Here is a 25,658-nt window from a genome sequence, read left to right as displayed (position 1 = left end):
GCTACTGGTCACGGCCCGCGGTTCCCGTCGCGCGTCATCTGACCCGTCGCAGTGACTCGGCGGAGCGGGAGTGTCGATGGGCTGCGACTCGTTCGCGGGTCGCGCATCGACGGGAGCAGTAGCGACGCTCCGGGCCGCTGCCCTGGGTGATGAAGACGTTCTGACAGGTGGGGGATGCGCAGACCCTGCCGGGCGGACTTTGGCGGTCCCAGACGAGAACGGTCAGGGCCATGCAGGACGAGGCGAGAAGCCACTCGTCCCAGGGGGCGTCGTCCTCGCTGTCGAGGTGGGGGTGCCAGGGAGTGCTGCCGTTGTGCGAGGTCAGGCGGAGCGGTCCGGTGTGGTCCGCCAGGAGCTGGTTGAGGATGGTCGCGGCGTCATCGGCGTGCTGAGCGGCGAAGACCGGCCGCAGCAGTGCGGCGGCCGCGTGCATCCCGGCAACGTCGCGGGTGGTGAGGTCGATGGGGTCGGTCTCGCCGTAGTCACGGAGCACGTCGGCGACGTCGGTGGGGTCGGGGCAGTCGTCAGCCAGGGCGTTGATCAGGGCTGCGGTGCGCCGGGCTGTGGTCAGCACGGAGTGCCGGGTGGACCCATCGTCGCTGTGGAATGACACCTGTGAAATGTAACGCATCTTGCTAAGTTTTGAGTTACATCCGTAACGTCTTGCTGGTGAAAAAGCGTTACTCACTTCGCTTCTATCTCGGCGGTGCGGTGGCAGCCCGTGCCGGGGACGAGATGTCAGGGCCGGCGCTGATGCTGACAGCGTTTGCGTTGACCGGATCGACCATCGCCGCGTCGTCGCTGCTCGCGGCCATCACGATCTCTGCCGCTGTAGGGGGGCCGGTGCTCGGGGCACTCCTCGACAGAACGCATCGGCCGGGACGCCTGCTGGCCGGAGCCCTTGTCCTGTATGCGGTGGGGCTGGGGGCGATTCTTGGGGGACTGGGGCGGTGGCCGTTCGCTGTCACGATCTTGATCGCAGCGGTGACAGGGCTGTTGGGGCCGGCGCTGTCGGGCGGATGGACGGCCCAACTTCCGCGTGTGGTGTCGGGTGACCGACTGCCCCGGGCGAATGCGCTCGATGCCATGACGTTCAATATGGCGAGTCTGGCCGGTCCGGCTCTCGCCGGCGGTGTGGCAGAGGCGCTGGGCGCCCCGATGGCCGTGGTGGTCTCTGTGGTGCTCATCGCCTTGGCGCTGCCCGCCGCATGGATGCTGCCCGCCCGTCCCGGCCGAGTGCTGGGAGTGCGGGCAACTTCGGTGACCAGCGACCTTGTTGCCGGAGTACGGGTCATCCTCGGAAGACCGTCCTTGGCCCGAGCCACTCTCACCTCGACCGTCTCCTGCATCGCCCAGGGAATGCTGATGGCGTGCATCCCGCTCCTCGGCGAACGTGTTCTGGGCGAGGCCGGCCGCGGCGCGGTGCTGCTCTCCTGCGTGGCGATAGCAGCTTTGGTGGCCAACGTCGTACTCGCCGGGTTCCCGCGTTCAGTCGCCCCCGACACGATCATCTGGGCCAGTGCCCTTGTCCAGGCTGCCGCGCTGGCGTTGGCCCCGTGGGGTCAACCAGTCGTACTCATCGTGGCCGTGCTCATCGTGGGGATAGGGGAAGGTCCCCAGCTGGCCGCCTTGTTCGCAGTCCGCCACCGGGAGGCCCCGGATCACCTGCGAGGCCAGATCTTCACCACCGGCGCCAGCCTGAAGATCACCGGATTCGCCCTGGGAGCAGCAGTTGCCGGACCCGTAGCGACGTGGTCTCTTCCAGGCGCTTTGGCGCTCGCAGCGAGCGTGGCGGCCCTCGCGGCACTGGTCTTCTTCGTGATCCCGTCGGCAACCGCCAACTCGCCCGAGGCCGTCACGATGTCGACTTGAGCGGTCCCCCCGGACGGTCATCCTTAGCGATCACTCAACCTTCGCCGCGAGAGATCGTCATCCACCGAGATTCGACGGCCTTGTCATCCGATAGTTTCCGATATATCGTTGACGCATCGCGACAGATCAACGATGGAAGGAGCGTAGCGATGCGTTCACACGGACATGGTTATGAGCACGGGCCGGGGCACTACGGGCCCGGTCATCACGGTCGAGGCGAGGGTGACGGCCGTCGGGCCGCTTTCGGGCCGTTCGGGCCGCCGTTCGGCGGCGGGCCCTTCGGTGGCGGGCGCGGTCGGGGCGGCGGTGGCCGGGGGCGGGCGCGGCGCGGTGATGTGCGGGCGTCGATCCTGGCTCTGCTGAAGGACCGCCCGATGCACGGTTACGAGATGATCCAGGAGATCGGCGAGCGCAGCGGCGGGGCCTGGCGGCCCAGTCCCGGCTCCGTCTATCCGACGCTCCAGCTGCTGGAGGACGAGGGGCTGATCGTCAGCGCCAGCGAGGGCGGCAAGAAGCTGTTCACGCTCACCGAATCCGGACGGAGCGAGGCCGAGACCGGCCCCGAGGCTCCGTGGGAGGAGGCCGGGCGCGGCGTGGACTGGGAAGGCGTCAACGAGATCCGGCAGGCCGGATTCGGTCTGATGGAGGCGTTCGGGCAGGTCTGGAAGACCGGCTCGGCCGACCAGCGGCAGAAGGCGCTCACGGTCATCAACGACGCGCGCAAGAAGCTCTATCTGATTCTCGCCGACGAGCACTGAGCCGTACCGGAAGCCGGCTGTGCGCCCGAGGCGAGTGGGTGGCAGATGCGAAAGGCCCCGTGGGACGGATTCCGCGGGGCCTTTCGCGTGCCGTGCGGCCGGGCGTGATCAGGGGGCGACCAGTCCGCCGAGCTTGCGCAGCGACTCCTGGAGCGCCGCCGTCGCGGAGTCCTTGAGCTTGCCGCCCATCAGGGAGACCGCCGCTCCGGTGAACTCCCCGTCGATGCGCATCGTCGTGGCGTCGCCCTCCGGGGTCAGGGAGTACCGCATGGCCAGGTTGGCCCCCATCGGGCCCTTGCCCCGGGTCGCCAGCAGGCGGCCCTGCTCCAGTTCGTCGACCGTCCAGGTCACCTCGGCCGGGAAGCCCATGAGCTTCATGTTCTCCTCGTAGGTGGCCGCGAGCTTCAGTTCGGCCGGGCCGCCCCCGGGGAAGCTGGTGTGGGTGGCGTTCCACTCCCCGTACGACGAGAAGTCCGTCAGGCGGTCCCAGACCTTCTCGGCGGGCGCCTCGATGCGTGCCTCGGCGCTGACTTCAGCCATGCGACCACCCCTGGTTCGTCCGGTTTCGGTGTCGCGGAACGTAGTGGCAGTCGCGTCAACATTCAATACTGATGAACCGTCAGATCTGCTGCGGCTGCCGGTTCCGCCAGATCACCGCGGCGTCGAAGCGGTCCGACGCGCGGGGGTGGGGGCCCTCGTCGTGGCAGTGGAAGGCCGTCCAGAAGAGATCGGCGGGCAGGGCGTCATCGGGTGCGTACACGCGGTAGACGTACTGCAGCCCGTCCTGGGCGAGCAGGGCGACCATCCAGAACAACCCGTTGCTCCCTTCCCGTCCCCGTTCTCCGAGCCGCGTGCGCTGTCGCGTGAGGGACGTGTGCGCGGGGGTCGGCGGTTGCCGTGGGGGCGTGCGATGCAAGGCGGCGCGCGCCCCCGGGCTGACATGGTTGTGCCCCTCGGCACGATCTCATCCGCAAGGATGAGGGGCCGCTCCGGTGTCCCCAACTTCGGTGGGATGTCCAATGGGTCGCTCCGGGGATGTCTTCCGGCCGTGGGACTGATGGGGTAGAGGTGTGCAAAACCGGACGCCGCGGATGCCTGAACAGCCCGCACCGAACCACGCCGAACTCGATGCCCGCTTCACCGTGGAACTGGCATCGGTGCTGACGGGTGCGCGCAGGCGTGCGCTGCGCGACGGGGACCGGCAGATCGACACCGCCCACCTGCTCCACTCGCTGATCGAGTTGGACCCCGAGGTCCGCGAGGCCTTCGACGGCGGTCCTCAGCTGGCCAGGGTGCTCGGCTATCTCGTCCAGCGCAGCATCGGTTACGGGCTCCGCTGGCAGGGCTCCGTCGAGGACTCCGGCGCCGTTCCGCTGGTGCGCGACCCGGCCGTCGACGGCTGGTCGCCCTCGGCCCTCGCCGCGATGGAGGGCGCGCTGGACCGTGCGGCAACGCGCGGGGAAGCGCGCGCCGCCGGCCTCGATCTGCTCGCCGCGCTGGCGGCCGACGCCGAGTGCCGGGCGGTGGAGGTGCTCTCCCGCGGGGGCGTGGAAGCGCGGTGGCTGGCGGACCGGGTGGCCGCGCTGTCGGCGGAGGCGGCACGCCAGGGGTGAGCCGCCTCCGCGTGGTGGCGACGGTGCGATCCCTCCCGCGACGGTGACCTACCGGCCTTGCGTTACGGAGGCGGTGCGGGTTCCCGTGGCCGCCGTGTGCGCGGCCCGCTCCGGGGCCGTGGCGCGGGTGTCGTCTCGACAGGTGTCACGGGGATGACGGTGCTGTCGACTGCTGCCATGATGTGCCGATGCACGCGTCTTCGGGGTTTCAGGGCAGAAGCGCCGGGCTGGGCCTCGCCCTGCTCTCGGCCTTTGCGTTCGGCGGTTCGGGAGTGGCGGCCAAGCCGCTGATCGAGGCGGGTCTCGACCCGTTGCACGTGGTCTGGCTGCGTGTCGCGGGCGCCGCCGTCATCATGCTCCCGGTCGCCTGGCGCCACCGGAACCTCGTACGGGAACGCCCCGCGCTGCTCGCCGGGTTCGGCCTGTTCGCGGTGGCCGGTGTCCAGGCCTTCTACTTCGCCTCGATCTCCCGTATCCCGGTCGGTGTGGCGCTCCTGGTGGAGTATCTGGCGCCCGCGCTGGTCCTCGGCTGGGTCCGCTTCGTGCAGCGCAGGCCCGTCACCCGGGCCGCCGCGGTCGGTGTGGTGCTGGCGGTCGGCGGCCTCGCCTGCGTCGTCGAGGTCTGGGCCGGGCTCAGCTTCGATCTCCTCGGGCTGCTGCTGGCCCTCGGCGCGGCCTGCTGCCAGGTCGGCTACTTCGTCCTCTCCGACCACGGCGGGCAGAGCGGCGGCGAGGGTGAGCGAGCCGAGCCTCCGCACCCCGTCGGCGTCATCGCGTACGGACTGATCGTCGGCGCGGCCGTCCTGACCGTCGTCGCCCGCCCCTGGGGCATGGAATGGTCACTGCTCGGCGGCAGCGCGGGCATGAACGGCAACGAGGTCCCCGCCTGGCTGCTGCTCGGCTGGATCGTGCTGCTCGCCACCGTGCTCGCGTACGTCACCGGGGTCGTCTCGGTCCGGCTGCTCTCGCCCCAGGTGGCCGGGGTCGTCGCCTGCCTCGAAGCGGTCATCGCGACCGGTCTGGCCTGGGTGCTCCTCGGCGAACACCTCTCCGCGCCGCAGCTCATCGGCGGGTTCGTCGTGCTGACCGGAGCGTTCATCGCCCAGTCCGCCGCGCCGAAGCCCCCGTCGGGCCCGGTCGCCGCCGGGTCCGGCACCGGTGCGGTGGCCGGGGGCGTCGAGGGCGAGTTGTCCAGCGGCCGGGCCCCGCATTAGTGTGCCCACCATGCATCTGACTGTGCTGCCGCCGCCTGCCGCCTAGAGCGCGCGGCCACTCCTGACGAAGACCGGGCTCGGGCAGTCCCCGAGCGGTTCGTCGCTGCCCGCGTGCGGAGTCGAGCGACCCACCACTCTGTCCTTCTCTGGAGAAGTTCATATGCACACCCCTGTTGCTTCCGCGCTGCCCGTCGGGCGCGGCCTGCTGTACCTCGTCGTGGCCGGAGTCGCCTGGGGCACCGCCGGCGCGGCCGCCTCGCTGATCTTCCGGGTCAGCGATCTCGGACCGCTCGCCCTGTCCTTCTGGCGCTGCGCGGGCGGTCTCGTCCTGCTCGCCGGGGCCCTCGCGCTGCGCCCCCGCCGCGCACCCCGCAAGCCCGAGCCCCGGCGTCGCCGGCTGCTCCGGATCCTCGGTACCGGCATCGGGCTCACCCTGTTCCAGAGCGCGTATTTCGCGGCGGTCGAGGCCACCGGTCTCGCCGTCGGCACCGTCGTCACGCTCGGCGCCGGGCCCGTACTGATCGCCGTCGGGGCGCGTCTGCTGCTGGGCGAACGCCTCGGCGGCGGCGGACTGGCCGCCGTGACCGGCGCGCTGACCGGGCTCGTCGTGCTGGTCCTGGGCGGTGAGGGCGGCGACGTCGTGCCGGCCGGGGTGCTCCTGGCGCTGCTGTCCGCCGCCGGGTACGCGGCGATCACGCTGCTCACCCGGTGGCTCGGGCGGGACGGCGACGGCGGCGACGCGCTGACCACCAGCGCCTGGGCGTTCGGCATCGGAGCGGTGGGCCTGCTGCCCATGGCGCTGGCCGAGGGGCTGGTGCCGCACACCGCGGAGACCGGGCAGGTGCTGTGGCTGCTGGTCTATGTGGCGGCGGTGCCCACGGCGCTCGCCTACGCGCTGTACTTCGCCGGAGCGGCCGCCGTCCGGTCGGCCACCGTCTCCGTGATCATGCTCCTGGAGCCGGTGAGCGCGGCGGTCATCGCGGTGACCGTCCTGCGGGAGCGGCTGACGGCGGCCACGGTTCTCGGCACGCTGCTCCTGCTGACCGCCGTGGCCGGACTGGCTCTCGCGGAGGCACGCGGTGCGGCGGCCGCCCGCCGGAAGGAGGCCGTGGGCGTCGCGGTGTGACGGGCCCAGTCCGACGGGTCGCGGCAGCCGTGGCCGCCGCGACCTCCGTCAGAGCGCGGACAGGTAGTCCGGTACGCCGATCGCGGGATCCAGGTCGTCCGCGGGGACCGGCGCCGCGTAGCCCCGGGTGAGCGGCACGATGCCGGTCCAGTGGGGCAGGGTGCTGTCCTCGGGCTCGTCGTTGGGGCCGCCGGTGCGGACCTTCGCGGACACCTCGTCGAGGTCCAGCCGGATCACCGCCGTCGCGGCCAGTTCCTTGGTGTCGGCCGGCCGGGAGTCGCGGGAGCGGCCGGGCACGACCTGGTCCACGATCGCGTCCAGGGCGCGCCTGCGCTCCTCGGGGTCGGTCACCGTCACGGCCGTGCCGTGCACCACCACCGAGCGGTAGTTCATCGAGTGGTGGAAGGCGGACCTGGCCAGCACGAGGGCGTCGACATGGGTGACCGTCAGGCAGACCGGCAGCCCGGGGTCCGCGCTCCTGGCCGAGCGGAGCGGTCGCGAGCCCGTCGAGCCGTGGACGTACAGCCGCTCTCCTATCCGGCCGAAGAGGGTCGGCAGGACGACCGGGGCGCCGTCGCGCACGAAGCCCAGGTGGCAGAGGTAGGCCTCGTCGAGGATCGAGTGGACCAGCTCGCGGTCGTAGGAGGCGCGCTCCTTGGATCGGGTGGGCACGGTGCGATCGGTGGGAAGGTAGGGGGCGGCGACGCCGGAGCCCGTGCCGTCGGGCGGTGCGGTGTGCTGCATTGCTTACTCCATTGCGCTAGTGCATAATGTTGTTTGTGCTAGGAGAATATCGGATCAGTGGGCGGCGCGCATCGGAGATTGCCGCCAGTGTCGAGCGCGGGGTCGGCTCCGGAGACCTCCCGCCGGGTCATGTGCTGCCCCCCATGCGGGAGTTGGCGGCGCGCCTGGAGGTCAATCCCAATACGGTGGCGGCCGCCTACCGGACGCTGCGCGAGCGCGGGGTGATCGAGACGGCGGGCCGCCGGGGGAGCCGGGTGCGTCCCGCCCCGGCCAGCACATCGCGCGGATCGCTGCGGATCGAGGCGCCTCCGGGCGTCCGGGACCTGGGCGAGGGCAATCCCGATCCGGAGCTGCTGCCCGGCCTCGGTCCTGCGCTCGCCGCAGCCGCCGCGGCCGACGCGGAGAGCCACGGTCTGTACGGGCAGGCCCCGGTGGTCGCGGAGTTCGCCGCGTACGCCCGCGCCGCGATGGACGCCGACGGGGTTCCCGCCGGGCCCCTCGCCGTGACCTCCGGCGCCCTGGACGCGATCGAGCGGGTCCTCGCGGCGCACCTCAGGCCGGGCGACGCGGTGGCGGTGGAGGACCCCGGCTGGGGCAGCGTGCTCGACCTCGTACCGGCGCTCGGGCTGCGCGCCGTACCGGTGGGCGTGGACGACTCCGGCCCGCTGCCCGCCGATGTGGAGCGGGCGCTGCGGGCCGGGGCGCGGGCCCTCGTCGTCACCGACCGGGCGCAGAACCCGACCGGCGCGTCGCTGGACGCGCCGCGCGCCCGGGAACTGCGCGCGGTCCTCGCCCGCCACCCGGACGTGCTGCTGATCGAGGACGACCACGGCCACGCCATCGTCGACCTGCCGCTGCATCCGCTGGCCGGGGCGACGGCCCACTGGGCGTTCATCCGCTCGGCGGCCAAGGCGTACGGCCCGGATCTGCGGGTCGCCACGCTCACCGGGGACGCCGTCACGGTCGACCGGGTGGCGGGGCGGCAGCGGCTCGGGCCCGGCTGGGTCAGCCGGCTGCTCCAGCGCGCCGTGCTCCATCTGTGGACCTCGGGCGCCGTCGACACCCGTACGGTCGCCCGGTCCTACGGGGCTCGCCGGGACGCGCTCATCCAGGCGCTGGCGGAGCGCGGTGTGCCGGCTCGGGGGCGCAGCGGGATGAACGTGTGGGTGCCCGTGAGCGACGAGACCGGGGCGGTCGCCCGGCTGCTCCACGCGGGCTGGGCGGCGGCCCCGGGCGCGCGCTTCCGGCTGGACACGCCCCCCGGGGTGCGACTCACCGTCTCCCCGCTGACGGCGGCGGACATCGGCCCCCTGGCGGACGCGGTGGCCGCCGCCGCGGGGCCGGCGCGACCGGTCAACTACGGCTGAGACGTGGGGCGTCCGCGCCCTGCGGAGCGGCGGCCGGGTGCCCGGTCGGCTCGTCCGGTACGGCGGTGGCGGCCGCTTCGGGCGGGGCGGCGGCCGGGTGCCCCGCAGGCTCCTTCGGTACGGCGGTGGCGGCCGGGCGGGCGCGGCTCTGGGTGAGGGCCGCCCCGACCAGGACGATCAGCGCCCCGACCGGGGTGTTCCAGCTCAGCCGTTCACCCAGCAGCGCGACGCCCGCCGCCGTAGCGATCACCGGAATGAAGTACGTGACCATCTGGGCCGTCGTCGGACCGACCTCCTGGACCAGACCGTACTGGAGCAGCACCGCCAGGCCCGTGCCCAGCGCGCCCAGAGCGAGGATGCTGAGCGTCGGAAGCAGCGGGAAGGAGGTGGGCGCCGAGGTGAACAGCGGTGTCACCACGGCCAGTTGCACCGTACCGAGGAAGAGCTGGCTGCCCGTCAGCGCCAGCGTCGACGAGCCGGTGCCGGCCAGCGTGCGGCGGACGTAGATCCAGCCGACCGGGTAGCAGAACGAGGCGAGCAGCGCCATGCCCGTACCCGGCAGGTCCAGGCCGGAGAAGCCCTGCCAGGCGCCCAGCACCGTGAGAACGCCGAGGAAGCCGAGACCGAGACCGGCCACCCGGCGGCGGGTCGGGCGGTCCTCCGACAGGGCGACCACCGAGAGCGCCATGCCCCACAGCGGCGAGGTCGCGTTGCAGATACCGGCCAGCGTCGAGGGGATCGTCAGCTCGGCGTAGGAGAAGAGCGAGAACGGCAGCGCGTTCAGAAGGAACGCCGCGACCGTGAGGTGCCCCCAGGTCCGGGCCGAACGCGGCAGCCGTTCCCGGCGCATCGCCATGGCCGCGACCAGCACCGCCGTACCGGCGAGCAGCCGGCCGAAGGTGACCTGGAACGGGGCGTAGCCCTCGGTCCCGACCTTGATCAGCAGAAAGCTGAACCCCCAGATGAGCGAGAGCGCCGCGAACCGGATCCGCCAGTCGAGAGCGGGGCGCCGGGCCGGTGGTGCGGACGGGACGGGCGGGGGAGGTGCTGACGCCGGGGCCGTGGCCCTCGGCTCGCAGGGAGCGCTCATGGTGCCCAGCCTGACGAAGATGACCTCGTAGGACAAGCGAGAGTTTCTGTGCGTGTTCGCGTAGCATCGCTTACATGTTGAACCTGGAGCGGCTGCGCACCCTGGACGCCCTCGCCCGGCACGGCTCGGTGAGCGGGGCGGCCGACGGGCTGCACGTCACCACGTCGGCGGTCTCGCAGCAGATGGCCAAGCTGGAGCGCGAGGTCGGGCAGCGGCTGCTCGCCAAGAACGGCCGGGGTGTCCGCCTCACCGACGCGGGCCGGCTGCTCGCGGACCATGCCGCGCGGATCCTGTCGCAGGTGGAGCTGGCCCAGTCCGACATCGAGGCGCAGCGCGGCGAGGTCGTCGGTGAGGTACGGATCTGCGCCTTCCCGACCGCGGCGCGCGGGCTGTTCCCCGCGACGCTCACCACCCTGCGCGCCGACCACCCCGACCTCACCGTCCGTACCCGGGAGTTGGAGCCCGAGCAGGGGCTGCGCGCGGTGCTGCGCGGTGACGTCGACCTGGCCGTCGTGCTCGACTGGAGCAACAAGCGGCTGCCCGTGCCCGGCGGTCTGACCAAGGCCGAACTCCTCGACGACGCACCGGACATCGCCATGCCGGCCGGGCATCCGCTGGCGGACCGCGACGAGGTGGAGCTGGAGGACTTCGCGGACGACCCGTGGGTGTCCTGGCCCGAGGGTGAATTCTGTTACGAGTGGCTGATGTTCACGCTGCGTTCGCGGGGCATCGAGCCGCGCATCGCCCATCTGGCCGGTGAGCACCATACGCAACTCGCGCTGATCGCGGCCGGGTTCGGCGTCTGTGTGGCTCCCCGGCTGGGGCGCGGCCCGGTTCCCGACGGGGTGCGCCTGGTGCCGGTGCGGCAGACCATGCGACGGCACGTCCATGTGGTCTGGCGCACCGACGCGGACCGCCGGCCGTCGGTCCGCGCGGCGGTGGACGCGCTGCGGGCGGCGGGCGCGGGCGTGGCGGCCGCCGAGGTCAGGTGAGACCGGCGAGCTTGCGGAAGTCCCAGGAGGTGATCGTCTCCGGGGTGAGCCGCAGCCAGGCGTGCCGTCCGTCGTGGGGCATCTCCGTGATGCCGAAGTACTTCACCGGGAACAGCCGCTCCGGCTCCACGAGTTCGGGGCAGGGCTCGCCCGTGCGCGGAGCCTCGCCGATGAACTCCGCCCGGCCGGTGAGCTCCACGCCGCGCAGCTCCTCGTACCCCTCGCCGTCGTCCACGACCACGGCGATCCTGGTGTCCTTGCGCAGCTGGGACCAGCGACGGCTGCGGGTGATGGAGTACAGCCAGAGCGAGCCGCCGTCCCAGACGAACCACAGCGCGCCGATGTGCGGAGCGCCGTCGGAGCCGAGCGTGGCCACCCGGCAGGTGCGCTGCTCCCCGAGGTAGGCGTCCCGCTCCTCGGGCGTCATCATGATCCGGCGGCCTCGTCGCTGGGTGTCGGTCATGTGCCGCCCTCTCCTGGAATCTCGCCCGAATCTGACTAGGTGTCAGAAATCATGGACGCTCTTCCTTCATGACGCAATGGCCGCTACTCTCGCGCGCCCGGTCCCGTCCACGGAACCCGCCCCGGGAACAGGAAAGGGAGGAGCGCCCGTGCCGTCGAGGGAATCACAGGAGCGGCTCACCGCGCTGCTCGACCCCGCCACCACCGTCCTGCTGACCGTCGAGTGCCAGCAGGGGGTGGTGGGGCCGGACAGCGCCCTGCCCGAACTCGCCGCCGCAGCCCGCTCGTCGGGCGCCCTGGACCACGTCGCCCGGCTCGTCGCCGCCGCCCACGAGAGCGGCGTCCAGGTGATGCACGCGATCGCCGAGAGCCGGCCCGACGGGCGCGGCGGCAACCGCAACGCCCGGCTCTTCCGCGCCGCCGCCCGGCTGCCCGTCCAGCAGCACACCGGCACCACCGCCGTCCGGGTCGCACCCCCCATCGAGGTGGCCGACGAGGATCTCGTCGTCCGCCGGCTGCACGGCCTCTCGCCCCTGGCCGGCACCGACGTCGACCCGCTGCTGCGCAACCTCGGCTGCCGCACGCTCGTCATCATCGGCGTATCGGCCAACATCGCCATCCCCAACGCCGTCTTCGACGCGGTCAACCTCGGCTACACGGCCGTCGTCCCGGCCGACGCCATCGCGGGGGTGCCCGCCGAGTACACCCCCGCCATGGTCCGTAACACCCTCGCCCTGGTCGCCACCGTCACCACCACCGACGCCGTCCTCGGCAGCTGGAAGCGACCGCGCAGGCAGCGGACGACGGCCGTCTGAGAGCCGGTCCTACGCCAGCCTGATCGCATCGCCCTTGACGACGATCTCGCGGGCGGGCAACGGCTGGGTGGCGGGCCCGCCGGTCGGGCTGCCCGTGGCGGCGTCGAAGGTGGAGTTGTGGCAGGGGCAGGTGATCGTGCCGGCCGAGACGTCCTTGACCGCGCAGCCCTGATGGGTGCACGTGGACGAGAACGCCTTGAACTCGCCCGGCCGCGGCTGGGTGACCACGACCTTCTGCGCGGCGAAGACCACCCCGCCGCCCTCCGGAATGTCGGAGGCCGCGGCGAGCACGTCACCGCCTTTGCCCCCGCCGCCGTTCCCGGGCTGCTCGACCGCGTCCGAGCCGCCCGGATCGTCCGATCCGCCGCACGCGGTGAGGGCGGCCGCCGCTCCGGCCGCCCCCACGGCCACGACCACCGTGCGGCGTCCGAGGAGGATCCGGTGCTCCTGCGTTGCGCTCATCGCGGCAATTCCCTTCGTCGGTGTCCCGGTGGGGGCCCGGTGGTGTCCGGGCCCCGTCCTCGATGACTTCGATCAGGGGTACGTGCCGCGCCGCGCGGATGTTCACGCGGGAGGTGGCAGCCGGTCAGGCGGAGTAGCCCTTCGGCGGGATGAGGGAGGCGAGTTGGTCGAAGGAGATCCAGTAGATCTGGTTGCCGCCGAAGGACGCCGGGTCCGCGATGAGAACGGTGCGGTCGACCGCGTCGTAGCCGAAGACGGTGAAGTAGTGGTAGATCGTCTGGTCCGGCGGGTAGCCGGGCGGCTGGTTGCCCGGCGGGGCGACGATGTTGGCGACCAGCGGATAGTTGCGGTCGATGTCGAACACGATGTCGTGCCACAGGAGGTCCCGCTGCCCCTGGGTGGGCGGGTCGTTCGGCATCTCCTTGGTCTCGTACCAGCCGCCGCCGAGACGCGCGTTGAGCACGCCCGTGACCTGGCCGATGTGATCGGTGCCCGCCTCGGTCGTACCGAGCTGCGCGGCCAGTTCGCCCTGGCTCGGCGCGGCGGTCCGGGCGGAGAGCGCGATGCGCGTCGCGGCGGGACCGCACCAGTAGCCGGTCTCCTGGACCTGGTAGTCGATCTCCAGCCAGCGTGCGTCGCTCGTGCGCCCGGCGGCGACCCGCAGCCCGGCCCCCGGCTCGTCGTAGCCGGAGACGAGGGCCGTGCCGGCCGTCGAGTCATGGGCCCGTACGTCCACGACCGGGACGGCGGGGGCGGGCGACGCCTGGGCGGTGCCGGGGAGAAGAAGTGCTCCGAGGAAAAGCGTTGCGACCGTGCCGGTGACAAGTCTCGCGCGCATGAGGGCTCCTGTGGGGAGGGTGCCGTACGGAAACACCGGCGCGGGGCGGCGGTGGGGGCCACCCGGCCGGGTGCGGTGCGATGGAAGCAGCCAGCGTGGCGGCCGGCCCGGGACGGGCACAAGCGGTGTAAGCCCAGGCTTACGGGCGCGGTTCGCCGCCCGGCCCACGCCCGGCGCGCCGGTCCTCCGCGGCCAGCAGCGCACGCCCCTCGGCGGTCGCGACGTGAAACGCGCGGCCAGCCGTGCGCACGGTGGTGGTCAGCCCCGCCGCGCGCAGCACGTTCATGTGCTGGCTGACGGCCGGGTGGGTCACCTGGAGCAGCCGGGCCGCCTCCACGGTGGAGCAGCCGGTACGGGTGGCCCGCAGCAGGTCCGCACGGGTCTGCCCGAGGAGACGGCCGAGGGGACCGCGGTCCGTCGTCGGTTCCGTCGCCCCCGGGCGTCCGGCCCAGTCGGCCGTGTGCTGGATGGGATGGACCAGGACGGGCGGCAGCTCACCGTCCGCGAGGGTGGTCGGGGTGGGCCAGCAGAAGAACGACGCCTGGAGCACGAGTCCGCGGCCGTCCAGCCGCAGGTCCTGGTCGACCGGGTAGGCGACCTCCAGCACGGGCGGCTGCCAGCGGACGCCGGGCCCGAGTCCGGTCAGCAGCGCCTCGGTGCCACCGTCCATCAGATGCCGCATCCGCAGCGCCCGGTCGGCCTCCAGGTCCGCGCGGACCTGCCGCCAGTGCGGCAGGAGCGCCTGCGCCTGATAGGCGTGGAGCGCGTCGCCCAGCCGCGCGAGCGCGTCCGTGTCGCCCTCGGCCAGGGCGGCGGCCCAGCCGGGCAGCGACGTCGATCCGGCCAGCCGGGTCAGCTCCGCGCGCAGCCTCGGCCGCGGCGTTCCGAGCAGGGTGTCGACGGCGGCCCGGAGCGTGGTGCGCTCCCCGGAGGTGGGGGTGAGGAAGTCGGGGGAGTAGCCGTAGGGCGGCAGCAGCGGGGAGAGCAGCCGGCGGCTCTCCGGGAGCCGGGGCCGCACCCAGCGCCGCCAGTCGCCGAAGACCCGTGCCCCGTCGGTCCGTTGCAGGGTCTGCACGCTGTTGCTGATCTCCCAGAGGAGATCCGGTCCCGGGGCCACCCTGACCCGGGTCATGTCCTCGGGGGTGAAGTGGATCCGCAGCATGGACGCTCCATCGGACGGCGAACAGGCCAATACCCGCGGGCGCGACGGGATATGCCGGTCTCTCCGTTCGGGCCGTCGGACATGCCCTGGCCCGGGCGGATGAGGCGATCCCTACCTGAGCAGGAGTTCCGGGCCGGCGCCGCCGCGAATACTGATGAGCACCTCCCGCCGAAGGAAGTGTCATGACTGCCACGGACGCCCGCACCCCCGCCCCCGCCGTCCTTTCGCAACCCGTCCCGCGCTGGGCCGAGTTGGCGGCAAGGGCGGTTCCTTGGTGCGTCCTGCCGTCGGGGCTCTGGCGGGTGGCCGTCATCATCGGCATGACCCTCGGCCTGCTGGAGGGCGGGACGAGCATCGCCGAAGAGGCGTACATGCTCGCCCTGACGGTTGTCTCCGAGCTGCTCGCGCTGCTCACCCTCGGCCTCGTCCGGCCCTGGGGCGAGATCCTGCCGCGCCGGATTCCGCTCGTGGGCGGCCGGCGCGTACCGGTGGCCGCTGCGGTCGTCCCAGCCGCGCTCGGAGCGTTCGCCGTCACCGCCGCCTGTGTCTACTTCCTGCTGAACACCTTCGTCTTCCACTTCCACCCCGAGCCGATGATCGGCACCGATGACAAGGACCCGTCGGGCGTGATGAGCACCGGATGGGTGCTGGTCGTCTCCTATGGACCGCTGCTCGCCTGGGGGCCGCTGCTGGGAGCGGTCACGTATTCCTACTACCGCCGCCGCCGCACGCACACTCCGCGAACCACGGACTGTCGGCCGGCCCGGCCGCGGCGGTTCACGTCTCCTCGTCCGTGATCACTTTTGGTTACTATGCTCACTTCATGCCGGAAGCAAGGCTGAAGAGCTGCAGAGATGGGTGGCCCGGTAACGTGCTGAAAGAGGTCACTGCGACCCGCTATGTCACGCCTCTGCGTGAGGGCGGCTCGCTCCCCGGCATCGTCGAGGCGGACGATCTCGGTACGTACGTCATAAAGTTCACCGGGGCGGGTCAGGGCCGCAAGACGCTCGTCGCCGAGATCATCTGCGGGGAGCTCGGCCGCCGGCTGGGACTGCGGGTGCCCGAGCTGGTGACCATCGAGCTCGACCCCGTCATCGGACTCGCCGAGCCCGACGAGGAGGTGCAGGAGCTGCTCCGCGCGAGCGGTGGACTCAACCTCGGGATGGACTACCTGCCGGGCTCGCTCGGGTTCGACCCGCTCGCCTACGAGGTCGGGGCGGCCGAGGCCGGGCGGATCGTCTGGTTCGACGCGCTGATCAACAACGTGGACCGCTCCTGGCGCAACCCCAACCTGCTCGTCTGGCACGGCGACCTCTGGCTCATCGACCACGGCGCGACCATGATCTGGCACCACAACTGGCCGGGCGCCCAGGCCTCCGCCGCCAAGCCCTACAACGCCTCGGACCATGTGCTGGCCTCCTTCGGGCCGGACATCGCGTCCGCCGCCGCCGAGCTCGCCCCGCTGGTCACCGAGGAACTGCTCACCGAGGTGACCGCCGACGTGCCGGACGTCTGGCTGGCCGACGAGCCCGGCTTCGCCTCCGCCGACGAGGTGCGCCGCGCCTACATCGCCCCGCTGCTCGCCCGGGCCGCAGGCATCCACGAGCGGATCACGCTGGACGCGCCGACCGCGACCCGGCCCTCCCAGGCCCCCGGCTGGCTCACCGAGCGGCTGCCGCCCCGGCCGAAACCGGCCGACGGCGACCGCGCGGCGACAGCCGCCCGTACCGGCGAGGAGGGCGGCCGATGACGCGGCGCGATGTCTTCGAGTACGCGATCCTGCGCGTCGTGCCCCGGGTCGAGCGGGGCGAGTGCTTCAACGCGGGGGTGCTCGTCTACTGCCGGGCGCACTCGTTCGTCGCGGCCCGTACGCACCTCGACGAGGCGAAGCTGAAGGCGCTGGACCCGGACGCCGACGTCGTCGGGGTGCGGGCCGCCCTGCGCGCCGTCGAAGGGGTCTGCGGCGGGGGCCGGGGCGCCGGTCAGGCGGCGGACGACGACGCCGGGCGGCGGTTCCGCTGGCTGATCGCCCCGCGCTCCACGGTCGTCCAGCCCGGCGCCGTGCACAGCGGGCTGACCACCGACCCGGCCGGCGAGGTGGAACGGCTGCTCGACCTGCTGGTGCGCTGAGACACGCCCCGGCGGGACCGGCACGGCACCACGGCGGGCGCTCCCGCCCGGTGTGACGTGCGGCCCGCCGGGGCGTGCGCCGTTGACACCGGGTGCCAGGGCTTCTAGCGTCTCGTCTGCTGAAGGTACTAAGCGGTTGCTCAGCGATCGGGAGTCTTTCTGTCAGGGAAACGCCCCGACGCCCGCTGAGCCGCTATCCAAGGGCGAGGAGAACCAAGCATGTCCACCACCGAGCAGCGCGTCGCCATCGTGACGGGAGCGGCGCGGGGCATCGGCGCCGCCACCGCCGTACGCCTCGCGGCCGAGGGCCGCGCCGTCGCCGTACTCGATCTCGACGAGGCGGCCTGCAAGGACACGGTCGAGAAGATCACCGCCGCCGGGGGCACCGCGCTCGCCGTCGGCTGCGACGTGTCGGACGCCGGCCAGGTGGAAGCCGCCGTCGCGCGGGTCGCCGCCGAGCTGGGCGCGCCGACGATCCTGGTGAACAACGCGGGCGTGCTCCGCGACAACCTGCTGTTCAAGATGAGCGAGTCCGACTGGGACATCGTGATGAACGTGCACCTCAAGGGCGCGTTCCTGATGGCGAAGGCCGTCCAGGCCCACATGGTCGAGGCCAAGTTCGGCCGGATCGTCTCGCTCTCCTCCTCCTCGGCCCTCGGCAACCGGGGCCAGGCCAACTACTCCGCGGTCAAGGCGGGGCTCCAGGGCCTTACCAAGACCCTCGCCAAGGAGCTCGGCAAGTTCGGCGTCACGGCCAACGCCGTCGCGCCCGGCTTCATCGTCACCGAGATGACCGCGCAGACCGCCGAGCGCGTCGGCATGGGCTTCGAGGAGTTCCAGGCGGCGGCCGCCACCCAGATCCCCGTCCAGCGCGTCGGCCGTCCCGAGGACGTCGCGAACGCCATCGCCTTCTTCGCGGGCGACGACGCGGGCTTCGTCTCCGGCCAGGTCATGTACGTGGCCGGCGGACCCCTCAACTGATCCGAAGGGCAGCGGACATCATGACGGTGCAGGACAGCGGAAAGGTCGCCCTCGTCACGGGCGCCAGCCGGGGCATCGGCTACGGGATCGCCGAGGCGCTCGTCGCCCGCGGCGACCGGGTGGCCATCACCGGGCGGGGCGAGGACGCCCTGAAGGAGGCCGTGGAGCGGCTCGGCGCCGACCGGGTCATCGCCATCCCCGGCAAGGCGCACGACGAGGCGCACCAGGCCGCGGCGGTCGAGCGCACGATGGAGGCGTTCGGCCGGGTCGACTATCTGGTCAACAACGCCGGGACGAATCCGGTCTTCGGCCCCATGGCCGAGCTCGACCTCAATGTGGCCCGCAAGGTCTACGAGACCAATGTGATCTCGGCGCTCGGCTTCGCCCAGCAGACCTGGAAGGCCTGGCAGAAGGAGAACGGCGGGGCGATCGTCAACATCGCCTCCGTCGCCGGCGTCGCCCCCTCGCCGTTCATCGGCGCGTACGGGATGTCCAAGGCGGCCATGATCAACCTGACCGCCCAGCTGGCGCACGAGTTCGCCCCGGTCGTCCGGGTCAACGCCATCGCCCCGGCCGTGGTCAAGACGAAGTTCGCCGAGGCGCTCTACGAGGGCCGCGAAGCGGAGGCGGCCGCCGCCTACCCGCTGGGCCGGCTCGGAGTGCCCGAGGACATCGGGGGTGCGGCGGCCTTCCTGACCTCCGCGCAGTCCGACTGGATCACCGGGCAGACGCTCGTGGTCGACGGAGGAATCTTCCTCAACGCGGGTGTGGGCTGAGAGCGGCCTGAACCGATTTGGCCCTGATTGAGTCAAGTGCCCCGTCGGGTCAGCGGATTGACCTGGCGGGGCGCTGCGGTATGGTCTGCCGACCCATGGCTGATCGAGGAGCGTGCACGTGTTCTACCGGGCCAGTCTGCAGGCTGCTGCAGCCCTAGCTTCCCTTTCTCTGCTGGCCGGCTGCGGTCTCCTTTCCGACAGCGGATCGGAAACGGACCAGAAGATAACCGTCGGGACGACCAGCTCCCCGTCCACGCTCGATCCGGCGGCGGCCTGGGACGGTTCCTGGGAATTGATGCGGAACGTTTACCAGACCCTGGTGAGCTTCCCCACCGGCAGCACGAGCCCGGAACCGGACGCGGCGGAGGAATGCAAGTTCACCGACGCCACGAGCATGGCGTACCGGTGCACGCTCAAGAAGAACCTCAAGTTCTCCAACGGCGAGAAGCTCGACGCCGAGGCCGTGAAGTACTCCATCGACCGCATCGTGGACATTCACTTCAAGGGCGGCCCGGCCGGCATGCTCGGCTCGCTCGACCGGATCGAGACCAAGGGCGACGACACGGTCGTCTTCCACCTCAACAAGTCCGACGCCACGTTCCCGTTCATCCTGGCCACGCCCGCCATGTCGCTCGTCGCCCCCGGCGACTACCGCCAGGACAAGATCCGCGACGACGGCAAGGTCACCGGCTCCGGGCCGTACCTCCTGGAGTCCTACGAGGGCGGGAAGACCGCCGAGCTGAAGAAGAACCCGGACTACAAGGGCTTCGCCAACCGGCGGAACGACGCGGTCAGTATCCGCTACTTCGAGAAGTCCGCCGACATGGTGAGCGCGCTCAAGGCCAAGGGCATCGACGCCACCTACCGGGGTCTGACCGCCGAGGAGGTCGTCAGCCTGGAGGACAACAAGGACGACAACGAGGGCCTCCAGATCGTCGAGAGCACGGGCGCGGACATCCGCTTCCTGGTCTTCAACCCCAAGGACCCGGCCGCCGCGAACCCCGCCGTCCGCAAGGCCATCGCCCATGTCGTGGACCGCGACGCCCTGGTCGAGAAGGTCTACCGGGGCACCGCCGAGCCCCTCTACTCCATGATCCCCAAGGGCATCGCCGGACACACCACGAGCTTCTTCGACACCTTCGGCGACCCGGACGTGAAGAAGGCCAAGGAGATCCTCACCGGGGCCGGCATCACCGAGCCCGTGAAGATGAACTTCTGGTTCACCACGGACCGCTACGGCTCCGCCACCGAGCCCGAGTTCGAGGAGCTCAAGCGGCAGCTGGAGGCCTCCGGACTCTTCAAGATCAAGCTTGAGGGCAAGCCCTGGAAGGAGTTCCAGGAAGACTTCAACAAGGGCGAGTACCCGGTCTTCGGCCGCGGCTGGTTCCCGGACTTCCCGGACCCCGACAACTTCATCGCTCCGTTCGTGGGCAAGGAGCCGGTCACCGGCACCCCCTACATCAACAAGGAGATCACCCAGCAGCTGATCCCCGCCTCGCGGCAGGAGAGCGACCGGGGCGCGGTCAGCAAGCAGTTCGAGCGGGCCCAGGAGATCCTCGTCGACGACGTCCGGCTGCTGCCGCTGTGGCAGGGCAAGCTGTACGTCGCCGCGGGCGAGGACATCGGCGGCGGCGAGCGCGCGCTCGACCCGCAGACCGTCATGCAGATGTGGGAGCTGTACCGCAAGGCCAGCTGGTAGGAGCCGTACGGAAGGGCTGCGGGCGTCCGTTGTCAGTGGCGCCCGGTAGGTTCTGGGATCAAGAACCTGTTGCTCACCGGAGGTTGTGGACGTGACCGATATCGACCTGCTGCCCGAGTCCTGGCGCGGCGTCCTCGGCGAAGAACTGCAGAAGCCGTACGTCAAGGAGCTGGCGGACTTCGTCGAGGAGGAGCGGGCCAAGGGCCCGGTCTATCCGCCGCGCGAGCAGGTCTTCGCCGCCCTGGACGCCACGCCGTACGACAAGGTGAAGGTCCTGGTCCTCGGCCAGGACCCGTATCACGGCGAGGGCCAGGGGCACGGGCTCTGCTTCTCCGTGCGGCCCGGCGTCAGGACGCCGCCGTCGCTGCGCAACATCTACAAGGAGATGCAGCAGGAGCTCGGTCTGCCGATCCCGGACAACGGCTATCTGATGCCCTGGGCCGAGCAGGGCGTCCTCCTGCTCAACGCCGTGCTCACCGTGCGCGGCGGCGAGGCCAACTCCCACAAGAACAAGGGCTGGGAGAAGATCACCGACGCCGTGATCCGCGCCGTCGCCGACCGGCCCGACCCGGCGGTCTTCGTGCTCTGGGGCAACTACGCGCAGAAGAAGCTGCCCCTGATCGACGAGGAGCGCCATGTGGTGGTGAAGGGCGCGCACCCCTCGCCGCTGTCCGCCAAGAAGTTCTTCGGCTCCCGCCCGTTCACGCAGATCAACGAGGCCGTGGCCGCCCAGGGGCACCAGCCGATCGACTGGCGGATCCCCGACCTCGGCTGACGGACAGCCCCGGAGAGCCCGTGTCTGACCGGTTATGCGGAAGCCCGGCGTTAGCGTCGGACGGAGGGCAATCGGCTGGACGGGCGACGAGGAGACCGCAGTGGTGGAGCAGCAGGAGGCGTCCGGCGACGCCGTCATGACCAGGATCGGCCAGGCGATCATGCTGCTCCACGGAGGTGACCGGGAGGAGGCCCGCAACCGCTTCGGCGCGCTCTGGTCGGAGCTCGGAGCGGACGGCGACGCCCTCCACCGCTGCACCCTGGCGCACTACATGGCCGACACCCAGGACGACCCCGGCGACGAGCTGGCCTGGGACCTGCGGGCGCTGACGGCCGCGGAGGGGCTGAGAGCCGCCGAGGGGGTAGGTGGCGCCGAGGCCGGAGGCGCGGGTGCGGGGGCGGCTGAGGGGGCGGGGGCCTCTGATGTTCCCGGCGGTTCTGAAGGGGCGGACGGCGGGCCGGCGGCGGAACACCCGGACATCCCGGCCGTCCGGGCGTTCTACCCCTCGCTGCACCTCAACCTCGCGGCGGACTACCTCAAGCTCCAGCGCCCCGAATCGGCCCGTATCCACCTCCAGCGGGCCCGCGCCGCGGCCGAGTCGCTCGCGGACGACGGATACGGCGGCGGGGTCCGCGCCGCCATCGACCGCCTGGAGCTCCGCATGCGGGAGCAGTGACCCCACGGGCCCGGGAGAGCCGGGCCCGTGGGGTCGGAGCCCGTGGGGTCGGGAGCGTCAGCGGCCGTACGTCTTCGAGCAGATGCGGGCCTCCGGGCTGCCCGCGGGCCAGCCGCCGTAACCCCGGCCGAGCGCGCAGACGTCCGTGCCGCCGCCGGGGACGCGTGGCAGGGCGGGCACGGTGACGGCCGGGACGCCCGGCGGGCGGTGAGGTGTCCGGGGCGACGGCGGGTCGGCGCGCTTGCGTGGCGGGGCGGTTCCCGTGGGCCCGTTGCCGCGGGATGCGGCGGGGGAGCCGGCGGCCGGGGGCGCGGGGGAGGGCGGCCGGGCGGTCGGCGGGCCCGGATCCGGTACGACCTCCAGCGCCTCTCGGGCGGGTGGCTGCACGATCTGCGGGGCCACGTCCTGGACCGGCCCGGCGACCCCCGGACGCGGGGGAGGAGCGGCTCCGGGCTCCACCGAGACGCAGCCGGAGACGGTCGTGACCGCTAACCCGACCAGGAGTTTCGCGGTGATTCTGGTTCTCTGCACCCGGCCAACTCTGCGGTGCGGCCCGGCCTCCGGCGGCCCGGTGGGCGCGGAATGGCCCGCACGAGTGACCCGGTCAGCGGCGTGCACCGAACCGGGCACCCGACCGCGCTGAAATCAGGTACCGGCCGGGCGGCGGTGCCGCTACTTGCCGGTGGCCCCGTCGACGCGCTCGCGCACCAGGTCGGCGTGGCCGTTGTGCTGGGCGTACTCCTCGATCATGTGCAGATAGATCCAGCGGAGGCTGAACGGCTTGCCCGACGAGCTGACGCCCTTGGAGAGGTCGTCCAGGCCGTACGCGGCGGCGCTCTCCCGGGCCGCCGCGATCTCCGCCCGCCAGACGTCCTCGGTCCCGGTCCAGGTGGTGGACTCCGTCACCCTGAAGTCCGCGTCCGGGTCCTCCTCGGTGGAGTAGAGGTCCGGCAGCTCCGCGCCCGCCAGGATCTCGCGGAACCAGAAGCGCTCCACTTCGGCCAGGTGCTGTACGAGACCGAGCAGGGTGAGCGCGGAGGGCGGCACGGACGCCTCGCGCAGCTGGGCGTCCGTGAGACCGGCGCACTTCATGGCGAGCGTCTCGCGGTGGTAGTCGAGCCAGCCCTCCAGCATGGGACGTTCGGCGGCGTCGAAGGCGGGCTCGGAGCGTTCGGGGCCTGCGGAAGAAGTCATGGCGGCCATCCTCACCCATTGATCATGTCCCTGGCCAGGCGTTTTACCGGTGGAACCGCGGATCGGGCCGCCGGTGAGTGGCGACGTATGCTGCCGAGGGGCGAACAGCCACGCACCGCGGCACGGCACGGCGACAGGGAGACCTCGTGAAGATCGGTTGCATCGGGCTCGGCGACATCGCGCAGAAGGCGTACCTGCCGGTGCTCACCGCCGTACCGGGGGTCGAACCGCATCTGCAGACCCGCACCCCCGCCACGCTCCACACGGTCGGCGACGCCCATCGCATCCCGGCCGGGAACCGTCACACGACCCTCGACTCCCTCATCGCCGAAGGGCTGGACGCGGCCTTTGTGCACGCCCCGACCGCCGTGCACCCGCAGATCGTGGAACGCCTCCTCGAAGCAGGCGTCGCCACCTATGTCGACAAGCCGATCGCCTACGAGTACGCCGAGTCCGAACGGCTGGTGAACCTCGCCGAGGAGCGCGGCGTCAGCCTCGCCGTCGGCTTCAACCGCCGCTTCGCCCCGGGCTACTCGCAGTGCGCGGAGCACCCGCGCGAGCTGATCCTCATGCAGAAGAACCGGGTCGGACTGCCCGAGGACCCCCGGTCCATGATCCTCGACGACTTCATCCACGTCGTCGACACCCTGCGCTTCCTGGTCCCGGGGACCGTCGACCACACCACCGTGCGGGCCCGGATCGTGGACGGCCTGATGCACCACGTGGTGCTCCAGTTGTCCGGCGACGGATTCACCGCGATCGGCATGATGAACCGGCTGAACGGGTCGACCGAGGAGATCCTCGAAGTCTCCGGCCAGGACTCCAAGCGCCAGGTCCTCAACCTCGCGGACGTCATCGACCACAAGGGCCAGCCCAGCGTGCGGCGGCGCGGCGACTGGGTCCCCGTGGCGCGGCAGCGCGGCATCGAGAGCTGTGTGCACGCCTTCCTCGACGCCGTGCGCCGGGGCGAGACGCTCAGCGCCCGGGACGCCCTGGCGACCCATGAGCTGTGCGAGCGGGTGGTCCGGGAGGCCCTGGAGCAGGCCTCCTGAGCGCCCGCAGCCCCTCCACGGCGCACAGCGCGGCCAGCGCCGCGAGAGCCCCGTACACCGACCAGTCGCCGAGCCGGACGTAGAGCGTCTCGCCGCGTGCCAGCGGCAGGTCGAACACCTCGGCCGCGCTCGCGTCCGTGCCGAGCGGGCGGCCCACCCGCTCGCCCCGGGGCCCGTACGCGGCACTGATCCCGGTGAGCGTCGCATGGACCATCGGGCGGCCGTTCTCGGCGGCCCGCAGCGCGCCCAGCGACGCGTGCTGGGCCGGGGCCCAGCTGTCCTGGAACGTCGAGGTGGCGGACTGGGCGACGAGCACCTGCGCACCGTCGCGCACCAGCCTGCGGCTCATGTCGGGGAACGCCGACTCGAAGCAGACCAACGGGCCTACTCGCAGCCCCCGGTCCCCGTCCGGCAGGGTCATCACCACCTGGCGGTCGCCGCGCAGCCGGTCCTCGCCCGCGGCCTTGCCCACGGAGGTCGCCCAGCCCAGCAGGGAGCGGGCCGGGACGTACTCGCCGAACGGGACGAGACGCATCTTGTCGTAGCGGTCCCCGGTCGGCCCGTCAGGACCCACCAGCACGGCCGACTTGAAGATCCCCGACCGCCCCGAGCCGTCCGTCTGCCGGGCGTCCACATTGACCAGCAGATCCGCGCCGACCCGGCGGGACAGCTCCGCCAGCCGCCGCGCGGTCTCCGGGTTCTGCCACGCACCCGCCCCGATGCTGCTCTCGCCCCACACCACCAGGTCCACGCCCCGGCCCTCCAGCGAACGGGTCAGCTCCTCGCCCCGGTCGAGGCGGCGCGCGACACTCCCCGGCCCCTCCACGACGCCCGGCTGCACGACGGCGATCCTGACCGTGCCGTCGCCCGTGGGCCGGGGCGCCCAGGCCCACATCGCCGTGACGGACACGGCGCACACCACCAGCAGCACCCCGGCGGTCGTACGGGCGGCGGGAACGGCGATCAGCAGGGCCACGCCGGTGTTCACCGCCAGCACCAGCAGGCTCACCAGCCACACCCCGCCCACCGAGGCGACCCGGAGGGCGGGGGCGACCTCCCACTGACTCGCGCCGAGCAGCCCCCAGGGCCCGCCGAGTCCCTCCCAGGAGCGCACCAGCTCGATCATCAGCCACCCGGAGGGCACGACGACCACGGCGGCCACGGCGCGCGGCACGGAAGGAGAACCACTGAGCAGCCGGGACACCAGCAGCCCCCAGGGCGCCCAGAGCAGCCCGAGCAGGGCGGCCAGCAGCACGATGAACACGTGGAGGCTCGGCATCAGCCAGTGGTGCACGGCGATGACGAACCCGATGCCGCCGATCCACCCGTCCAGCGCCGCCCGGCGGGGCGAGCGCGCCGTACGGATCAGCAACAGCCAGGGGACCAGCGCCCCGTAGGCGAACCACCAGAGGCCGGGCGCGGGAAAGGCGAGCGCGGGCAGCGCCCCGGCGAGCAGCGCCACCGCGCCCCGCCCCCAGGGCGACGCGAGCGGTCCCGTACCGGCGGAGCCCCGGCCACCGGCGGCCGGTCCGTCACCGGAGGTGCTGTCGCCGGAGGCGGTGTCCTTGGAGGCGGTGTCTTCGGAGACGCTGTCGCCCGTGGCGCCGCCCTCGGAGGACCTCTGCCCGGAGGTGTTGTGCCCGGGTGCGCCGTGGCCGGACGCGTCGGCCGCGTTCCGGCCGACCGGGAGACGCCTGCCCCGGATGCGCATGCCGTGCCCTCCTCGGTCGTGCGTGGGCGGGCGGCAGCCGTCACCGCGTCAACCCTGGATACCGGCCCGGACACCCGATCCGGACAACCGATCCGGACACCCGTCTGGATACCCAGTGTGGGGGAGGTGATCCCCGCCGGACACAGGAC

The 25,658-nt window shown here is 72.1% G+C and carries 29 protein-coding genes; 17 read left to right on the top strand and 12 right to left on the bottom strand.

The genetic code is table 11. The features are described 5' to 3' along the window. Window positions 1-34: 34 nt before the first annotated feature. Complete coding sequence (locus tag ACSMXR_RS03900) at window positions 35-631, bottom strand: CGNR zinc finger domain-containing protein (RefSeq protein WP_381796377.1); 597 nt, start codon at window positions 629-631, stop codon at window positions 35-37. 38 nt (window positions 632-669) lie between these two features. Here ACSMXR_RS03900 and ACSMXR_RS03895 point away from each other — a divergent pair, with 38 nt between their 5' ends. Both ACSMXR_RS03895 and ACSMXR_RS03890 read left to right on the top strand, forming a co-directional pair. Continuing rightward, window positions 670-1,872, top strand: a complete 1,203-nt coding sequence (locus tag ACSMXR_RS03895) for an MFS transporter (RefSeq protein ID WP_473171245.1) — start codon at window positions 670-672, stop codon at window positions 1,870-1,872. A 149-nt stretch (window positions 1,873-2,021) separates the two neighbouring features. After that, complete coding sequence (locus ACSMXR_RS03890) at window positions 2,022-2,630, top strand: PadR family transcriptional regulator (protein ID WP_078611145.1); 609 nt, start codon at window positions 2,022-2,024, stop codon at window positions 2,628-2,630. A gap of 108 nt (window positions 2,631-2,738) precedes the next feature. Here ACSMXR_RS03890 and ACSMXR_RS03885 read toward each other — a convergent pair whose 3' ends face one another. After that, window positions 2,739-3,170, bottom strand: coding sequence for a type II toxin-antitoxin system Rv0910 family toxin (locus ACSMXR_RS03885; protein WP_473171244.1), 432 nt, complete (start codon window positions 3,168-3,170; stop codon window positions 2,739-2,741). A 79-nt stretch (window positions 3,171-3,249) separates the two neighbouring features. Next, complete coding sequence (locus ACSMXR_RS03880) at window positions 3,250-3,444, bottom strand: hypothetical protein (protein WP_007455626.1); 195 nt, start codon at window positions 3,442-3,444, stop codon at window positions 3,250-3,252. A 256-nt stretch (window positions 3,445-3,700) separates the two neighbouring features. Between ACSMXR_RS03880 and ACSMXR_RS03875 the strand changes: the two genes are divergently transcribed. The 3 genes from ACSMXR_RS03875 (at window position 3,701) to ACSMXR_RS03865 (ending at window position 6,583) form a co-directional block, all read left to right on the top strand. Beyond that, window positions 3,701-4,243: a peptidase gene (locus ACSMXR_RS03875; RefSeq protein WP_473171243.1), complete on the top strand. Its 543-nt coding sequence runs from the start codon at window positions 3,701-3,703 to the stop codon at window positions 4,241-4,243. 188 nt (window positions 4,244-4,431) lie between these two features. Then, on the top strand, window positions 4,432-5,457 hold the full coding sequence (locus ACSMXR_RS03870; RefSeq protein WP_473171242.1) for an EamA family transporter: 1,026 nt from the start codon (window positions 4,432-4,434) through the stop codon (window positions 5,455-5,457). 160 nt (window positions 5,458-5,617) lie between these two features. Further along, window positions 5,618-6,583 (top strand): DMT family transporter, encoded by a 966-nt coding sequence (locus ACSMXR_RS03865; RefSeq protein ID WP_364886151.1) that lies wholly within the window; start codon window positions 5,618-5,620, stop codon window positions 6,581-6,583. 48 nt (window positions 6,584-6,631) lie between these two features. Here the strand turns inward: ACSMXR_RS03865 and ACSMXR_RS03860 are convergent, their stop codons facing one another. Further along, entirely contained in the window at window positions 6,632-7,327 is a 696-nt protein-coding gene (locus ACSMXR_RS03860) for a pyridoxamine 5'-phosphate oxidase family protein (RefSeq protein ID WP_137231378.1), read from the bottom strand. Between the two features lie 35 nt (window positions 7,328-7,362). Between ACSMXR_RS03860 and ACSMXR_RS03855 the strand changes: the two genes are divergently transcribed. Then, window positions 7,363-8,694, top strand: a complete 1,332-nt coding sequence (locus tag ACSMXR_RS03855) for an aminotransferase class I/II-fold pyridoxal phosphate-dependent enzyme (protein WP_030623811.1) — start codon at window positions 7,363-7,365, stop codon at window positions 8,692-8,694. Here ACSMXR_RS03855 and ACSMXR_RS03850 read toward each other — a convergent pair. Beyond that, on the bottom strand, window positions 8,681-9,784 hold the full coding sequence (locus ACSMXR_RS03850; RefSeq protein WP_473171241.1) for a DMT family transporter: 1,104 nt from the start codon (window positions 9,782-9,784) through the stop codon (window positions 8,681-8,683). The genes ACSMXR_RS03855 and ACSMXR_RS03850 overlap by 14 nt on opposite strands. Window positions 9,785-9,858: 74 nt before the next feature. Here ACSMXR_RS03850 and ACSMXR_RS03845 point away from each other — a divergent pair, with 74 nt between their 5' ends. After that, window positions 9,859-10,776 (top strand): LysR family transcriptional regulator, encoded by a 918-nt coding sequence (locus ACSMXR_RS03845; protein WP_473171240.1) that lies wholly within the window; start codon window positions 9,859-9,861, stop codon window positions 10,774-10,776. Here ACSMXR_RS03845 and ACSMXR_RS03840 read toward each other — a convergent pair. Beyond that, a complete protein-coding gene (locus ACSMXR_RS03840) occupies window positions 10,769-11,239 on the bottom strand; it encodes a pyridoxamine 5'-phosphate oxidase family protein (RefSeq protein ID WP_030623818.1) in 471 nt (156 codons plus the stop codon). The two genes, ACSMXR_RS03845 and ACSMXR_RS03840, sit on opposite strands and share 8 nt — an antisense overlap. Before the next feature lie 148 nt (window positions 11,240-11,387). Here ACSMXR_RS03840 and ACSMXR_RS03835 point away from each other — a divergent pair, with 148 nt between their 5' ends. Continuing rightward, window positions 11,388-12,053: a cysteine hydrolase family protein gene (locus ACSMXR_RS03835; RefSeq protein ID WP_473171239.1), complete on the top strand. Its 666-nt coding sequence runs from the start codon at window positions 11,388-11,390 to the stop codon at window positions 12,051-12,053. A 9-nt stretch (window positions 12,054-12,062) separates the two neighbouring features. On the opposite strand, the gene ACSMXR_RS03830 is transcribed toward ACSMXR_RS03835, so the two are convergent. From ACSMXR_RS03830 to ACSMXR_RS03820, 3 genes are all read right to left on the bottom strand, one after another. Continuing rightward, window positions 12,063-12,515 (bottom strand): Rieske (2Fe-2S) protein, encoded by a 453-nt coding sequence (locus ACSMXR_RS03830; RefSeq protein ID WP_473171238.1) that lies wholly within the window; start codon window positions 12,513-12,515, stop codon window positions 12,063-12,065. Window positions 12,516-12,639: 124 nt separating this feature from the next. Next, a complete protein-coding gene (locus ACSMXR_RS03825; RefSeq protein WP_364886160.1) occupies window positions 12,640-13,353 on the bottom strand; it encodes a C39 family peptidase in 714 nt (237 codons plus the stop codon). 139 nt (window positions 13,354-13,492) lie between these two features. Beyond that, the gene (locus tag ACSMXR_RS03820; RefSeq protein WP_137231385.1) at window positions 13,493-14,515 is read right to left on the bottom strand and encodes a winged helix-turn-helix domain-containing protein; all 1,023 of its coding nucleotides are present in this window, start codon (window positions 14,513-14,515) and stop codon (window positions 13,493-13,495) included. 182 nt (window positions 14,516-14,697) lie between these two features. On the opposite strand from ACSMXR_RS03820, the gene ACSMXR_RS03815 reads away from it, so the two are divergent. The 8 genes from ACSMXR_RS03815 to ACSMXR_RS03780 all read left to right on the top strand — a co-directional run bounded on the left by ACSMXR_RS03815 (window position 14,698) and on the right by ACSMXR_RS03780 (window position 21,552). Next, complete coding sequence (locus tag ACSMXR_RS03815) at window positions 14,698-15,312, top strand: hypothetical protein (RefSeq protein WP_473171237.1); 615 nt, start codon at window positions 14,698-14,700, stop codon at window positions 15,310-15,312. Between the two features lie 74 nt (window positions 15,313-15,386). Then, window positions 15,387-16,265, top strand: a complete 879-nt coding sequence (locus tag ACSMXR_RS03810; RefSeq protein WP_473171236.1) for a HipA family kinase — start codon at window positions 15,387-15,389, stop codon at window positions 16,263-16,265. Beyond that, window positions 16,262-16,645, top strand: coding sequence for a DUF3037 domain-containing protein (locus tag ACSMXR_RS03805; RefSeq protein WP_242740347.1), 384 nt, complete (start codon window positions 16,262-16,264; stop codon window positions 16,643-16,645). Before ACSMXR_RS03810 ends, ACSMXR_RS03805 begins: the two co-directional genes overlap by 4 nt. Before the next feature lie 219 nt (window positions 16,646-16,864). After that, window positions 16,865-17,626, top strand: coding sequence for a 3-oxoacyl-ACP reductase FabG (fabG, locus tag ACSMXR_RS03800; protein WP_006122981.1), 762 nt, complete (start codon window positions 16,865-16,867; stop codon window positions 17,624-17,626). 20 nt (window positions 17,627-17,646) lie between these two features. Beyond that, entirely contained in the window at window positions 17,647-18,402 is a 756-nt protein-coding gene (locus tag ACSMXR_RS03795; protein ID WP_065489216.1) for an SDR family oxidoreductase, read from the top strand. A 118-nt stretch (window positions 18,403-18,520) separates the two neighbouring features. Next, window positions 18,521-20,101, top strand: coding sequence for an ABC transporter substrate-binding protein (locus ACSMXR_RS03790; RefSeq protein ID WP_473171235.1), 1,581 nt, complete (start codon window positions 18,521-18,523; stop codon window positions 20,099-20,101). Between the two features lie 85 nt (window positions 20,102-20,186). Continuing rightward, complete coding sequence (locus ACSMXR_RS03785) at window positions 20,187-20,876, top strand: uracil-DNA glycosylase (protein WP_170994495.1); 690 nt, start codon at window positions 20,187-20,189, stop codon at window positions 20,874-20,876. A gap of 100 nt (window positions 20,877-20,976) precedes the next feature. Then, the gene (locus tag ACSMXR_RS03780; protein WP_473171234.1) at window positions 20,977-21,552 is read left to right on the top strand and encodes a hypothetical protein; all 576 of its coding nucleotides are present in this window, start codon (window positions 20,977-20,979) and stop codon (window positions 21,550-21,552) included. Between the two features lie 57 nt (window positions 21,553-21,609). Here ACSMXR_RS03780 and ACSMXR_RS03775 read toward each other — a convergent pair whose 3' ends face one another. Beyond that, a complete protein-coding gene (locus ACSMXR_RS03775) occupies window positions 21,610-21,954 on the bottom strand; it encodes a hypothetical protein (RefSeq protein WP_473171233.1) in 345 nt (114 codons plus the stop codon). Window positions 21,955-22,224: 270 nt separating this feature from the next. Beyond that, window positions 22,225-22,746, bottom strand: a complete 522-nt coding sequence (locus ACSMXR_RS03770; protein ID WP_473171232.1) for a DinB family protein — start codon at window positions 22,744-22,746, stop codon at window positions 22,225-22,227. A 146-nt stretch (window positions 22,747-22,892) separates the two neighbouring features. Between ACSMXR_RS03770 and ACSMXR_RS03765 the strand changes: the two genes are divergently transcribed. Then, window positions 22,893-23,798 (top strand): Gfo/Idh/MocA family protein, encoded by a 906-nt coding sequence (locus ACSMXR_RS03765; RefSeq protein ID WP_103512152.1) that lies wholly within the window; start codon window positions 22,893-22,895, stop codon window positions 23,796-23,798. Here the strand turns inward: ACSMXR_RS03765 and lnt are convergent. Beyond that, window positions 23,722-25,509: an apolipoprotein N-acyltransferase gene (gene lnt, locus ACSMXR_RS03760; protein WP_473171231.1), complete on the bottom strand. Its 1,788-nt coding sequence runs from the start codon at window positions 25,507-25,509 to the stop codon at window positions 23,722-23,724. The two genes, ACSMXR_RS03765 and lnt, sit on opposite strands and share 77 nt — an antisense overlap. Window positions 25,510-25,658: the final 149 nt, after the last annotated feature.

The organism is Streptomyces sp. DSM 106670 (assembly GCF_055792845.1).
This window is presented reverse-complemented; position numbering and strand designations above follow the sequence as displayed.